Origin of the sequence: Streptomyces sp. UNOB3_S3 (assembly GCF_020740895.1) — a bacterium.
Classification (GTDB): domain Bacteria; phylum Actinomycetota; class Actinomycetes; order Streptomycetales; family Streptomycetaceae; genus Streptomyces.
Map to the genome: position 1 here is coordinate 1 of NZ_JAILXP010000192.1, position 13251 is coordinate 13251.

Here is a 13251-nt window from a genome sequence, read left to right on the forward strand (position 1 = left end):
ACCTGCGACTTCCCGGGCTCGGCCTTCGCGGGCTCGGGCTTCGCCGGCCCGGGCTTCGCGGGCTGCGGCTTCGCCGCGGCGGGGGCGGCCTTGGCCGGCGCCTTGGCGGCCTGCTTGGCGGGTGCGGCCTCGTCGTCCTTCTTCAGCGGGACGAACTGGCTCTTGCGCTCGCCACCGGGCGTCGGCAGCGGGGTGGGGGCCTTCAGCAGCTCGGTCGGCTGGTCGCCGTTGTCGGGCTTGTCGGCAGCGGCCTTGGGGGCGTCGGCCTTCGGCGCGTCCGTCTTGGGGCGGACGGTACGGAAGACGGCGGTCGCCTGGTCGGCGGCGGGCTTGTCCTTGCCGTCCTTGCCGTCCTTGCCAGAGGCCGTGTCGTCGCCCTTCGGGCGTACGGTGCCGAAGACGCCCGTGGCCTGGTCGACGCCGTCCTTCTTGCCGTCACCGGCGCTGTCGTCGCTGTCGGCGGCGGCGTCGCCCTTCGGGCGGACGGTGCGGAAGACGGCGGTCGCCTGGTCGGCGGCGGGCTTGTCCTTGCCGTCCTTCTCGCCCTCGGCAGCGGGCTTCTTCACCTCGGAGGCGGTGTCGTCGCCGGTCCCGTCCGCCTTGGGGCGCACCGTACGGAAGACGGCCGTCGCCTGGTCGGCGCCGGTGCTCTTCTCCCCGGCGTCGTCGGCCTTCGCCTGCACGTTCGCGTTCGCATCGTCCCGCTTGGCCCACGCAGGGCCGTCCGCGGCGTCCTTCGCCGGACGCGCCGCTTCTGCCGAGGCGTCAGCGGCCTTGCCGGCAGGGGCGTCCGCGGTGGCGTCGGCGCGGTCGGCCGACGGCTTCTCACCTGCGGCGTCGTCCTCGGCACCGGCCTCCGGGCCGTCCTCTTCCTCGCCCGCCACCCAGGCGGCCACAGCGGCCTTCAGCCGGGCGTCGCCCTTGCCGCCGCCATTGCCGTTCCCGGCAGGACCGGTGGACCCGGCGGACTCGACGGGCTTCGCGGCCGCATCGGCACCGGAACCAGCACCGGAACCGGCCTTGGCGGCCGCCGGCGCGTCCTCGCGGGACTGACGGTCCCCGCCGGAACCGGCGGACTTGCCGTCCGCCTCGACGTCCGCACGCTTCTCCGCCGTGTCCGTGTCGGCCCGGAAGACTCCGAGCCGGGGGTCACGTTCATTGCCGGTCGTACCAGTGGTGCGAGTCGTCTCCCCCGACGACTTCCGCTGCTCCGACTTGCCGGGGGACTCGCCCGCCACCGATGCCTCCTCGAAATTCCGCGCACGTACACCGAGGCGGGACGACAAGCGCCCCGCAGCCCGGATTCTCTCAACGTCTATCAGTGTCCTCTGCCGCCGTCGCGCCAGGGCACCGCCAGAGGGTCAGAGAGCGGTGTCCGCCTTCACCCACGTGCAAGACGAGACGACATACCTACCGGTTCCCGCCCGAAGTCACCACGCGCTCTCGACAGACCAATGTGAGAGGGGTCACCCTGTCACTCATCCACGCGGGGAGGCATGGATGGGCAGGAGCCGCAGAACAATTCCGGAGGAGCTTCTGCTGCTCGCCCTGGACCCGGCCACGGGTACCACGGCGCAGCCGCAGTCGCTCGACCTCGGTCTCGCCGGAGCCCAGCTCGTGGAGCTGGCTCTGGCCGGACGGATAGCCCCAGACGGGGATCGTATCGCCGTGGTGCACCCACGGCCGACTGGTGATCCGACCCTGGACACCGCGCTCGAGCTGTTGCGCCGCCGCGGCAGCCCGGTGCGCGCCGTCCACTGGATCGGCGGGCCCCGGCTGGGGCTGCGTCAGACGTATCTCACGCACCTGGAGCGGTGCGGCATGGTGCATGCCGTGGCGGGCCAGATGTGCGGGGTACTGCCGACCACGCGCTATCAGGCGACGGACACGGCGATCAGCCGGGAGATCAGGACCCGGCTGGACAGCGCGATCCGCACCGGCGTCCCGCCGGACCCGCGGACGGCCGCGCTCGCCGCCCTGGCCCACGCGGTCGGCCTGGGCAAGCACCTCTACCCGGGCAACGAGGGCCGTTCCTCACGGTCCCGGCTGCGCGACCTCATCCGGCACGACCCGATGGGCGGGCTCGTCGCGCACGCCGTGATGGACGTGCAGAACGGGGTCGGGGCGCAGCCGCGCCGGGCGCCGGCCGCGACCGGTTCGGCGGGTGGCGGCGGTTCGGGCCGGCGCGCCGCCGTACGGGCGCCGGTCGAGCCGACGACGGTCGGCACGGGCAGGACGCCCGCGCACCGCGGTGGGGTCATGGCCCGGGCCGGCGCCTCGTGAAACGGTTCCGCAGCCGCTGAGCACGGTCGTACCACCGCGAGCACCACCCTTGGCACAACCCACGCGTCACCTCACGCATCACCCCAAGCACAACCACACGCACCACTTCCGCTCCACCGACCGCACCGCGGTCCCCCTGACCCCGGTCCGGGAGCCGCAGCCGCGCGGGGCGGCGGGCCGTAACCGTCCGAGACGGCGGTACGGCCCCGCCGCCCCGCGCGCGCGTCCCGTGCGCGTACGCGCGCCCGGGCGCGCGCGGTCGTAGTGGTCGCGCGGTCGTGCGTAGTCACGACTACGTCACGCGCATCCGCATCAGGGTCACCACATGCGGACTCGGTGTAAGCATTTTCCAGCGCCGCCCCGGCCGGTGGTGGCAGGCTGCCGGAGCAGGAGACAGCAGCATGACGGAGCCGGAGGTGCGTCCCGTGGCGTCCAGTGTCAACCCCACCGTAAGGCGGCGCCGATTGGGGCAGGAGCTACGCAAGCTCCGTGAGCTCAAGGGCATGACCGCCGAGGAGGTGGCCGAGCGGCTCCTGGTCTCGCAATCGAAGATCAGCCGGCTGGAGAACGGCCGCCGCAGTATCAGCCAGCGCGATGTCCGCGATCTGTGCGGCGTGTACGGCGTCGAGGACCACCGCATCGTCGATTCGCTGATGCAGATGGCGAAGGAGTCACGACAGCAAGGCTGGTGGCATGCCTTCGGCGACATCCCGTACAGCGTCTACATCGGACTGGAGACGGACGCGGCGTCGTTGCGCGTCTACGAGGCGTCGCTCGTGCCCGGCCTGCTCCAGACGCCCAACTACGCCAACGCCGTGACCGAGGGATCGTGGCCGGAGGCCACCGCCGCGGACGTCGAACGGCGCGTGCAGGTGCGGATGCGCCGTCAGGAACGGATCACCGACCCGGAGAACCCGCTGCGCCTGTGGGCGGTCATCGACGAGTCAGCGCTGCGCAGGATCGTCGGCAACAGCGCCATCATGCGCGAACAGATGGAACACCTCGTGGAGTTCAGCCTCCAGCCGCACATCACCGTGCAGGTGCTGCCCTACGCGGTGGGCGCGCACCCGGGCATGTACGGGAAGTTCTCCATCCTCGAGTTCCACGATCCGCAGGACGCGAGCACGGTCTATCTGGAGGGCATCACCAGCGATCTGTACCTGGAGAAGCCCAACGACGTCCAGGCGTACAGCGTGATGTACGAGCATTTGCGGATGCAGGCGCTCAACGCCGAGGACTCCCGGCGGTTCATCCTCCAGGTCGCGGAGGACTGGGCGGGCGAAGGCCGGAAGGAGGAGCCCGACCAGCAGCCGTGAGCTGCGAGGGGCGGGACCGTACACCCCTTCCCACCTTCAAGGAAGGGGTGATGGATATATGCCATCCGGTCGAGTGAACGGGCCATTCATCAGGTGATGTTGGCGCGTAACGTCGATCGCGTCGGGACACCGGCCCCACCGGTCCGGCCAGTGGGTTCCCGGCCGTCTTCCGGCCGGCACCCGGGCGATTCCCGGCCGTACCAGAAGCACTCATAGGCATCGGAGCAATTCATGGCGATTCAGCAGGGAAAGACCACGTGGCGGAAGTCCTCCTACTCGCTGGCCCACGGCGACTGCGTCGAGGTCGCCTCCCCGCTCGTGCGGTCCATCGCGGTCCGTGACTCCAAGGACCCGCAGGGCTCCGCCCTCGCCTTCTCCCCGGAGTCGTGGTCCGCGTTCGTGACGGTCGTCGGCGACAGCGCGCAGTCCTTCTGACCGACCGCGTTGACCGCGGATCACCCGGCACAGCGACGTAAAACCGCCGTATCGATATTTCCGCAGAGAGCCCTCTTGCCAGGAACACCGTCCCGGCCGAGAGGGCTCCGCCACGTCCGGAGCGAGTCCGTCGAACCGTCCGCGACTACGCCCGGGGATACCGCGTCAGCCAGGCCGCCGACGAGGCCGCGCCGGGCGGGCCGTGCAGCGCGGGCCCCTGGGTGAGCTCCATGGCGAAGTCGTCGGCGAGTTCGAGGATCGCGCCCCGCCCCTCCAGCTCCGCCACCCACCCGGGCGGCAGCGCGGTCTCCCCGTGCACGGCGCCCAGGAGGTTGCCGCAGATGGACCCCGTCGAGTCCGAGTCCCCGCCGTGGTTGACCGCGAGCAGCAGGCCGTGGCGGACGTCCTCGGCCACCAGCGCGCAGTACAGCCCCATCGCCAGGGCCTCCTCCGCCACCCAGCCCTCGCCCAGTGACTGGAGCCGCTCGGCCGAGGGCGGCCCCTGCCGTACGGCGTCCAGGGCGCCCCGCAGGGCCGCGGTGGTCTCCTCGTGGCCGGGCCGGGCCGCCAGCATCTCCAGGGCCCGCAGGGTGGCGGCCTCCAGCGGCTCGCCCCGTACCGCGCCGTGCACGATGACGGCGAAGGCGGCGGCCGAGAGCCGGCCGGTGGGGTGGCCGTGGGTCTGCGCCCCGCACTCGTCGGCCAGCTGGAGGACGAGGCCGGGGTCCCAGTCCGCGAGCAGCCCGAACGGCGCGGAGCGCATCACCGCGCCGCAGCCCTTGGAGCCCGGGTTCTTGGGCGCCGCCAGGGTGCCCATCCGGTGGTCGGCCAGGCCGGAGAGGCACGCGTTGCCGGGGGCCCGCCGCGCGTAGAGCCACTCCTGGCCGGCGAGCCAGCCCGCGTCGCGCACCCGCTCGTCGGGGCCCCAGCCCTCCTGCGTGGCGGCCCAGCGCAGATACGCGCGGTGGACGTCGGCCGGGGGGTGCCAGGCCCCGGTGTCGCGGCGGACGTGGGCCCGGATCAGCCCTTCCACCGTGAAGAGCGTCATCTGGGTGTCGTCGGTGACGGCGCCGCGCCGGCCGTAGGCCGGCACGTAGTCGGTCACGCCGGCGGGGCCGTGCGCGGCGCGGATCGCCTCCAGGGAGTCGAACTCGATGCCCGCGCCCAGCGCGTCCCCGATCGCCCCGCCGAGCAGGCAGCCGCGCACCCGGGAGCGGAAGTCCTGCTGTTCGGCCCGGGCCCGGGGAAGGGGCCCGCGGGCTCCGGCGGTACCCGCCGCGGCGGTCGTGGTCACGTGTCCGGCCTCCTGGACGGGAGAGTGTCGGCGCGGCGCCATGTCGGCACAGCACTGTAGTGCGCCGTGGCCGGCCCGGCGTCCGGGACGCCGGGCCGAAGGCGATTACGCGCCAGGGCCCTTGGCCGGGCGCACCGTGTTCATGATCTTGTCGATCTGGGCCTCGGTGAGCGCGTCCGGGACGCCCTGGTCGGCGTAGATGACCCAGCCGTGGAAGGTGCCGTCGGGCATCTTCTGGGCGATGGACTTCACGATCGCGGTGGGCGGCACGCACGGGCTCGGGCGGTTGGTGACGGTGACCTTGGCGGTCGCCGTCCAGCCGTCGATGCCGTTGCGCTTCCACTCCTTCTCGTCGGTGAACTCCAGCTTGGGCTTGTGGTCCTTGCCGCCGTAGGCCATGAAGCCCCAGTTGCCCGCCCAGTTGCGGGCGTTCGTCTTGAGGTCGCCGTCCTTGCCGCCGCCGGTGGTGCCGACCGTGGCGAGCTGGCCCTGGCCGGCCTCGCCGAAGGCGTCGGGGTTGGGCTGCGAGGAGCAGCCGCCCTCCTTGTAGTTGGACGTACCGGTCATCACGACGACCGGCTTGCCGCCCTCGGTGTACGAGATGGCCGTGTCCGTCGGGGCGACCTTCCACTTGTCGGCCTTGCCCGGCACGTCGTACTGGAAGTAGTGCTCCGCGCGGAGCTGCGTCTGCCACCCGGCGACGGTGGGCTGCTGGGCGGACGGGTCGGCCGGGGCGCCGCCGTCCGCCGGCTTGTCCTGCTGCTGGCCGGGCGCGGCCGGGGCCTGCGACTGGGACTGGCCGGCCTGCGGCTTGTCGTTCTTCTTGTCGTCGTCACCGCCGCTGCCGCCGCTGAGGGCGAAGTACGCGCCGCCGCCGATGACGGCGAGCGCCACGACACCGCCGATGACGGCCAGCAGCGTCTTGTTGCTCTTCCCGGCCTGCGGGCCCTGGCCATGGGGGCCCTGACCATAAGGAGCCTGGCCCTGCGGGCCCTGGCCATGGGGAGCCTGGCCATGGGGGGCCTGCGGCGGCCACGGCTGCTGGGCCATCGGCGCCGTGGGCATACCGGGCGGCGGGGCCATACCGGGACCGGGCACCGGGCCGGGGCCACCGGGACCCTGGGCACCCGGGACGTGGCCCGGAGCACCGGGAACGGGCCCTGGAGCACCGGGAACGGGCCCCGGCGGCGGGGGCGGCGGCACGGCGCCCGGGGCGCCGCCCTGCGCGGGGCCGGGCGGCGGCGGTACGGCGGGCTGGGAGATCATCGTGGGCTGGGCGTGCCCATCGCCGTCCGGACCCCACGTGGGCGGCGGGCCGAAGCCGCCCTGAGGCGGCATCGAGGGGTTCTGCGGCTGCTCAGGCTGCTGCGGCTGCTGGGGGTTCTGGGGCCAAGACATGCGGGACACCTTATGCGGGGACTGTCGTCACCGGGTCGGCGGTCCGCGACAGATCCGCAACACTTGTGCGAACGAAGATCATTCGTTGCCGTCCAGCACCGGGAGCAGTGTGGGGAGATGGCCGTCCGAGGCGAGGGCGGCCTCCTGCCGCTCCTTCGGCACCTCGCCGTAGAGCGTCGTCCGGGGCCGCGCGGGGCGCCCGGCGGCATCGGCTATCGCGACCAGGTCCTGGATCGAGCGGTACGAGCCGTACGAGGAGCCGGCCATCCGGGAGATGGTCTCCTCCATCAGGGTGCCGCCGAGGTCGTTGGCGCCCGAGCGGAGCATCTCGGCCGCGCCGTCCGTGCCCAGCTTGACCCAGCTCGTCTGGATGTTGGGGATATGGGGGTGGAGCAGCAGCCGGGCCATCGCGGTGACCGCGCGGTTGTCCCGCATGGTCGGGCCGGGGCGGGCGATGCCCGCGAGGTAGACGGGTGCGTTGGTGTGGATGAAGGGCAGGGTGACGAACTCCGTGAAGCCCTCCACGTTCTTCGACAGCGCGGACCGCTGGATCTCGGCGAGCAGCCGGAAGTGGCCCAGCCAGTGCCGGGGCTGGTCCACGTGCCCGTACATCATGGTGGAGGACGAGCGGATGCCCAGCTCGTGCGCGGTCTTGATGACCTCGACCCAGGTGGCGGTGGGGAGCTTGCCCTTGGTGAGGACCCAGCGGACCTCGTCGTCCAGGATCTCGGCGGCGGTGCCGGGGATGGAGTCGAGCCCGGCCTCCTTGGCGGCGGTCAGCCACTCCCGGATGGACATGCCCGTGCGCGTCGCGCCGTTGACGACCTCCATGGGCGAGAAGGCGTGCACGTGCATGCCCGGCACCCGCTCCTTCACCGCGCGGGCGATGTCGAAGTAGGCCGTGCCCGGCAGGTCGGGGTGGATGCCGCCCTGCATGCACACCTCGACCGCGCCCACGTCCCACGCCTGCGCGGCGCGGTCGGCGACCTGGGTGAGCGAGAGGGTGTAGGCGTCGGCGTCGGTGCGCCGCTGGGCGAAGGCGCAGAAACGGCAGCCGGTGTAGCAGACGTTGGTGAAGTTGATGTTCCGCGTGACGATGTAGGTGACCTCGTCCCCCACGACGGAGCGGCGGAGGTCGTCGGCGACGCGGCAGAGGGCGTCCAGGGCGGGGCCGTCGGCGTGCAGCAGGGCGAGCGCCTGGTCGTCCGTCAGCCGGGTGGGGTCGTCGGCGGCCTGGCGCAGTGCCTCGCGGACGTCGCCGTCGATGCGCTCGGGGGCCATGCCGGGGGCGGCGGCCTCGCGGAGCGCGTCCCAGTCGCCGTAGACCTCGTCGAAGTCCTCGCGGCGGTCGGACGTACGGCCCTCGGTGTCGATGGCGCGGTGGAGGTCCGTACGGCCGGAGGCGGTGAACACCTCCTCGGGCTCCTGCCAGGGGATGCCCTTGACCTCGGCGTTCTCGTCCGCCAGGCCGGTCTCGGGGTCGGCGAGGGCGCGGACGTGGGGCAGGATGCGGGGGTCCAGCCAGGGCTCGCCGCGCTGGACGAACTCCGGGTAGACCGCGAGGCGTTCCTTGAGGCGGAAACCGGCGGCCGCCGAGCGCTCGGCGAGCTCCTCGATCGCGGGCCAGGGGCGCTCGGGGTTGACGTGGTCCGGGGTGACCGGGGAGACGCCGCCCCAGTCGTCGATGCCGGCGCCGATGAGCCGGGCGTACTCGTCGTCCACCAGGTTGGGCGGGGCCTGGAGGCAGCCGGAGGGTCCCATGATGAGCCGGGCGACGGCGACGGTGGCGACGAGGTCGTCGAGGGTGGCGTCCGGCATGCGGCGCATGGCCGTGTCCGACTTGGCGCGGAAGTTCTGGATGATGAGTTCCTGGATGCCGTGGTACGCGCGGGAAATCCGGCGCAGGGCGAACAGGGACTCGGCGCGCTCCTCGGGCGTCTCGCCGATGCCGATCAGCAGACCGCTGGTGAGGGGGACGGAGCTGCGGCCCGCGTCCTCCAGATGGCGCAGCCGGACGGCGGGCTCCTTGTCGGGCGAGCCGTGGTGCGGCATGCCCGGCTCGCTCCACAGCCGCTGGGCGGTGGTCTCCAGCATCAGGCCCATGGAGGGCGACACCGGCTTGAGGCGCTGGAAGTCCGTCCAGGTCATGACGCCCGGGTTGAGGTGGGGCAGCAGGCCGGTCTCCTCCAGGATGCGGATGGAGATGGCACGCACGTAGGCGATGGTGTCGTCGTAGCCGTGGGCGTCGAGCCACTCGCGGGCCTCGGGCCAGCGGTCCTCCGGCTTGTCGCCGAGGGTGATCAGCGCTTCCTTGCAGCCGAGTTCGGCGCCGCGCCGGGCGATGGCCAGCACCTCGTCCGGGGACATGAACATGCCCTCGCCCGCGCGGCGGAGCTTGCCGGGGACGGTGGCGAAGGTGCAGTAGTGGCAGCGGTCGCGGCAGAGGCGGGTGAGCGGGATGAAGACGCTCTTGGAGTAGGTGATGACGCCGGGCCGTCCGGCGGCCTCCAGGCCCGCGTCGCGCACCCGGGCGGCGGAGGCGCACAGGTCTTCCAGATCGGCGCCGCGCGCCCGGAGCAGCACGGCGGCCTCGGTGACGTCCAGCGCGACGCCGTCGCGGGCGCGTTTGAGCGCGCGTCGCATGGCGTTGGCGGTCGGGGCGACCGGGGTGTTCGGCTGTTCGGGACGCGGTGCGCTCGAAGTCATTGTCCGAGCATACGAGCGGACACCGACACCACCATGTACTGGAAGCAGACGTTCCATGTGCCTCTCGTCACGTCAGACGGAGGCATCCTCCGGAAAGCTCCGGAGGCACGGATTCCACACTCCGCTTCCACCCCGCCCCCACCCCGCCTACAGGAACTCCGCGTGCGCGTCCAGCGCCCTCAGCACCTCCGCCTCGGGGGCCGACGGCAGCCCGACCGCGACCTCCTCGATGCCCAGGTCGGCGTAGTGCGCGAGCTTGCCCGCCGAGGGGTGCACGGCGTACGGCAGGACCTCCGGCTCCCCCGGCCGCCCGGCCTCCGTCCAGACCCGGCTCAGCTCCGGCAGCGCCTCCCGCAGCCCGCTGCCGCCCACCGGCATCCAGCCGTCCGCGTACTCGGCGATGTGGGCGAAGAGCTTCGGGCCGGCCGCGCCACCGATCAGGGTGCGCGGACCGACCAGCGAGTCCGTGCCCTGGAGGCGGCGCGGGCGGCGGACGGGCTTGGGGTGCGCCCAGCTCGCCTGGACCGAGTCGAATTCACCGTCGTAGGCCGTCGGTTCCGCCGACCACAGCGCGCGCATCAGCGCCATCCGGTCGCGCACCAGCTCCCGGCGGGTGCGCCAGTCGATGCCGTGGTCCTCGGCCTCCTCCACGTTCCAGCCGTAGCCGATGCCGAGGGTGAACCTGCCGCCGCTGAGGAAGTCCAGGGTGGCCGCCTGTTTGGCCAGGACGATGGGGTCCTGCTGGGCCACGAGCGCGACGCCGGTCCCCAGCTCGATCCGGTGGGTGACGGCGGCGGCCTGGGCGAGCGCCAGGAAGGGGTCGACGGCGCGGCCGTACTCGCGCGGCAGCGGGTCACCGGCCGGCGCCGGGGTCCTGCGGCTCACCGGAATGTGGGTGTGCTGGGGCAGATAGAGCCCGGCGAAGCCGCGTTGCTCCAGCTCATGGGCCAGCCGGACCGGGCTGATCGTCTCATCGGTGAGAAAGATCGTGGTGGCGATCCTCATCCCGGGGCACCTCCGTCGTCGCGGCGGTCTCGCGTGTGACCCACGGTATGCCCTGGGGGGCGGCCTCGGGGCGCCACGCGCGGTCGTGTGTCGACGTGTGTTCGTATACCGGCCGCCACACGCGTCGGCGGGTGTTCCACCGCCCGCCACCCGGGCGTACAACAGTGGGGCCACGAACCGAGCGAGGGGGCGGTAATGCGCCGGCGTGACGTACTCAGGATGGCGGCTGTCGCGGGAACGGTGAGCGCGCTTACGCTCGAAGGCGTGAGCTTCGCCCGCGCGGACGACGGGGAACCCCGGTCCGGCGAGGAGACCCGCAAGGTCACCGGCCGGCTGCCGGCCGGCGCCCCGGACTTCGTCCATCTCCCCGTGGAAGTGCCGCACGGCGTGCGCGAGATCGCCGTCTCGTACAGCTACGACAAGCCCTCCGTGCCCGCCGGCACCCACGGCAACACCTGCGACATCGGCATCTTCGACGAACGCGGCACCGCGCTGGGCGGGCCCGGCTTCCGCGGCTGGTCGGGCGGCGCCCGCACGGAGTTCTTCGTGGGCGCCGAACGGGCCACGCCCGGCTACCTGGCCGGACCCGTCCGCCCCGGCACCTGGCACGTCGTCCTCGGCCCGTACACGGTGGCCCCGCAGGGGCTCGCCTACGAGGTCGCGGTCACCCTGCGGTGCGGAACGGCGGGGGCCGCGCCGAAGCCCGTGTACCCGCCGCAGCGGGCCAAGGGCCGGGGCCGCGCCTGGTACCGGGGCGACAACCACCTCCACAGCGTCCACTCCGACGGGCTGCGCACCCCGGAGCGGATCGCCGCCGCGGCCCGCGCCGCCGGGCTCGACTGGATCACGACGACGGAGCACAACACGTCCTCCGCGCACGGGGCGTGGCAGGGCCTGTGGGGCGACGACCTGCTGATCCTCACGGGCGAGGAGGTCACCACGCGCAACGGCCACGTCCTCGCCCTGGGCATCGACCCCGGCACCTTCATCGACTGGCGCTACCGCGCGAGAGACCATGCCTTCGGACGTTTCGCGCGGAGAATCCGGCAAACGGGCGGACTGGTCGTCCCGGCCCACCCGTACGCGACGTGCGTCGGCTGCGCCTGGAAGTTCGGCTTCGACGAGGCGGACGCGGTGGAGGTATGGAACGGCCCGTACACCCCGGACGACGAGATGGCCGTCGCGGCCTGGGACGGCGCGCTGGTCGCCGCGGCCCGCTCCGGCGGCCGCTGGCTGCCCGCCATGGGCAACAGCGACGCCCACCGCGAACCACAGGTCGTGGGCCTGCCCCAGACGGTCGTCCTGGCCGACGCGCTCTCCCGCGAGGCCCTGCTGGCGGGCATCCGCGCGGGGCGCAGCTGGATCGCGGAATCGTCGGCCGTCGGGCTGTCGTTCACGGCCGTCGGCGGTCGTGGCGCGCACGCGGGCATCGGCGAGCGGCTGCGGGCCGCGCCCGGCGAACACGTCACCGTACGGCTGAAGGTCACGGGCACACCGGGCTGCTCGGCGTCCTTCGTCACGGACCAGGGGCGGATGTTCACCGCGCCGGTGCCGGCGGACGGCACCCTGGAGTGGCGTACGACGCCCTCGCAGGCGGCGTACGTACGGGCCGAGGTGCGGCACCCGGCGGGCGACGGCGGGGCGTCGGGGCTGCCGGGGGCGATGGCGGCGATGACGAATCCTCTCTTCCTGGACGCGGCCCGCTGACGGCCACGAACAGCACCCCAACCATGGCCTCGCGCCGCTAGAGTTCTGGCGCTTCGTCATCTCTGGCACACCTCCGGCATCACCTCCTGTGGAAGGGAACAGCCATCCCCATGCCGAAGACCTCCTCCCGTGTCCGGCTCTCCGCCGTCGCCCTCACCGCCGCCCTGCTCGGCGCGAGCGCTCCCGTCGCCTACGCCGCCTTCGACGACCCGGACCCCAAGGCGGCCGCCAGCGCCCCCGTACGGGCGGTCGGCAAGCCGTACGTGAAGACCGAGCTGCTCTTCGGCACGGCGAAGCCCAACGGCGGCGCCCCGGTCACCGACAAGGAGTTCCGCGCGTTCGTCGACGAGGTCGTCACCCCGCGCTTCCCGGCGGGCCTGACCGTCGAGAACGCCTACGGGCAGTACCGCGACACTCACGGGAAGATCGAGCACGAGCGCTCGTACAAGCTCACCCTCCTCTACCCGAAGGGCGAGGCCAGGGCCGACAGCGTCAAGATCGACCAGATCCGCGCCACGTACAACAAGCGCTTCGCCCAGGAGTCCGTGGCCCGTATCGACGACAATGAGCTCGTCGACTTCTGATCGCCCGCCGAGGCGGCCCGGCGTACGGTCAGGCCGCCTCGTCGGCTCCCACCACGCGCTCACGACAGTCCCGGCACCGGCCGGGCCCGGTCGCTCTGAAGGCCCGTTCGCAGCCGTCGCAGGTCTGGAACGGCAACGGTCGCGCGAGCCTCTCCACGCCCGGAGCCCGAGGCTCGACCGGTCCTGTCACGGGCAGGGCCGGCGGCAGCCAGTGGGCGAGACGGTAGGCGAGCAGGCGGCCGGGCCAGGCGATGGCGCCGACCGGCAGGTCGGCGGTCAGCGTGCGGGCGACCTGCGCGGGGCCCACGTCCCGGTCGAGCCAGGCGCGTACGGCCGGGGCGAGGCGCCGGACGTCCTTCTCGGAGAGCAGCAGCCGGGGATCGCGGCGCCTCAGCCCGGCGAGCAGGCCGGAGGCGGGTTCGTCGACAGGGCCGTCAGCGGGACCGTCAGCGGGCGGAAGCGGATCCGGCTTCGACGGCGCGGCGGGACGCTCGGGCGGCCTGGGGGCCGGTGGGGGTACGGG

Annotated in this window: 9 protein-coding genes and 2 pseudogenes; 5 read left to right on the top strand and 6 right to left on the bottom strand. The window is 73.0% G+C overall.

Features of this window, described 5'->3' with window-relative positions; genetic code table 11:
* Nucleotides 1-1238 (bottom strand): annotated as a pseudogene (locus tag K6I33_RS20760) (hypothetical protein); the annotation flags it as partial.
* Between the two features lie 262 nt (nt 1239-1500).
* Here K6I33_RS20760 and K6I33_RS20765 point away from each other — a divergent pair.
* The 3 genes from K6I33_RS20765 to K6I33_RS20775 all read left to right on the top strand — a co-directional run bounded on the left by K6I33_RS20765 (nt 1501) and on the right by K6I33_RS20775 (nt 4034).
* Nucleotides 1501-2283 (top strand): GPP34 family phosphoprotein, encoded by a 783-nt coding sequence (locus K6I33_RS20765; protein WP_229354929.1) that lies wholly within the window; start codon nt 1501-1503, stop codon nt 2281-2283.
* A 425-nt stretch (nt 2284-2708) separates the two neighbouring features.
* A complete protein-coding gene (locus K6I33_RS20770) occupies nt 2709-3599 on the top strand; it encodes a helix-turn-helix transcriptional regulator (protein ID WP_229354956.1) in 891 nt (296 codons plus the stop codon).
* Nucleotides 3600-3830: 231 nt separating this feature from the next.
* Nucleotides 3831-4034 carry a DUF397 domain-containing protein gene (locus K6I33_RS20775; RefSeq protein WP_229354931.1) on the top strand — a complete coding sequence of 68 codons (204 nt, stop codon included), beginning with the start codon at nt 3831-3833 and terminating at the stop codon, nt 4032-4034.
* Between the two features lie 145 nt (nt 4035-4179).
* Here K6I33_RS20775 and K6I33_RS20780 read toward each other — a convergent pair whose 3' ends face one another.
* From K6I33_RS20780 to K6I33_RS20795, 4 genes are all read right to left on the bottom strand, one after another.
* Nucleotides 4180-5328 (bottom strand): ADP-ribosylglycohydrolase family protein, encoded by a 1149-nt coding sequence (locus K6I33_RS20780; protein ID WP_229354933.1) that lies wholly within the window; start codon nt 5326-5328, stop codon nt 4180-4182.
* Between the two features lie 105 nt (nt 5329-5433).
* Nucleotides 5434-6726 (bottom strand): hypothetical protein, encoded by a 1293-nt coding sequence (locus tag K6I33_RS20785; RefSeq protein WP_229354935.1) that lies wholly within the window; start codon nt 6724-6726, stop codon nt 5434-5436.
* 78 nt (nt 6727-6804) lie between these two features.
* Nucleotides 6805-9432 (bottom strand): bifunctional FO biosynthesis protein CofGH, encoded by a 2628-nt coding sequence (locus K6I33_RS20790; protein ID WP_229354942.1) that lies wholly within the window; start codon nt 9430-9432, stop codon nt 6805-6807.
* Between the two features lie 147 nt (nt 9433-9579).
* Nucleotides 9580-10437, bottom strand: coding sequence for a TIGR03619 family F420-dependent LLM class oxidoreductase (locus K6I33_RS20795; protein ID WP_229354944.1), 858 nt, complete (start codon nt 10435-10437; stop codon nt 9580-9582).
* Between the two features lie 195 nt (nt 10438-10632).
* Between K6I33_RS20795 and K6I33_RS20800 the strand changes: the two genes are divergently transcribed.
* Nucleotides 10633-12144, top strand: a complete 1512-nt coding sequence (locus K6I33_RS20800; protein ID WP_229354952.1) for a CehA/McbA family metallohydrolase — start codon at nt 10633-10635, stop codon at nt 12142-12144.
* Between the two features lie 110 nt (nt 12145-12254).
* Nucleotides 12255-12728 (top strand): DUF3574 domain-containing protein, encoded by a 474-nt coding sequence (locus tag K6I33_RS20805; RefSeq protein WP_229354954.1) that lies wholly within the window; start codon nt 12255-12257, stop codon nt 12726-12728.
* A 28-nt stretch (nt 12729-12756) separates the two neighbouring features.
* On the opposite strand, the pseudogene K6I33_RS20810 reads toward K6I33_RS20805, so the two are convergent.
* A pseudogene (locus K6I33_RS20810) lies at nt 12757-13251 on the bottom strand (helix-turn-helix domain-containing protein); the annotation flags it as partial.

What these genes read in the sequence shown, in the direction of transcription:
- K6I33_RS20805 (WP_229354954.1), top strand. Translation starts at nt 12,255, where the DNA reads ATGCCGAAGACCTCCTCCCGTGTCCGGCTCTCCGCCGTCGCCCTCACC.
- K6I33_RS20785 (WP_229354935.1), bottom strand. Translation starts at nt 6,726, where the DNA reads ATGTCTTGGCCCCAGAACCCCCAGCAGCCGCAGCAGCCTGAGCAGCCG.
- K6I33_RS20800 (WP_229354952.1), top strand. Translation starts at nt 10,633, where the DNA reads ATGCGCCGGCGTGACGTACTCAGGATGGCGGCTGTCGCGGGAACGGTG.
- K6I33_RS20790 (WP_229354942.1), bottom strand. Translation starts at nt 9,432, where the DNA reads ATGACTTCGAGCGCACCGCGTCCCGAACAGCCGAACACCCCGGTCGCC.
- K6I33_RS20765 (WP_229354929.1), top strand. Translation starts at nt 1,501, where the DNA reads ATGGGCAGGAGCCGCAGAACAATTCCGGAGGAGCTTCTGCTGCTCGCC.
- K6I33_RS20795 (WP_229354944.1), bottom strand. Translation starts at nt 10,437, where the DNA reads ATGAGGATCGCCACCACGATCTTTCTCACCGATGAGACGATCAGCCCG.
- K6I33_RS20775 (WP_229354931.1), top strand. Translation starts at nt 3,831, where the DNA reads ATGGCGATTCAGCAGGGAAAGACCACGTGGCGGAAGTCCTCCTACTCG.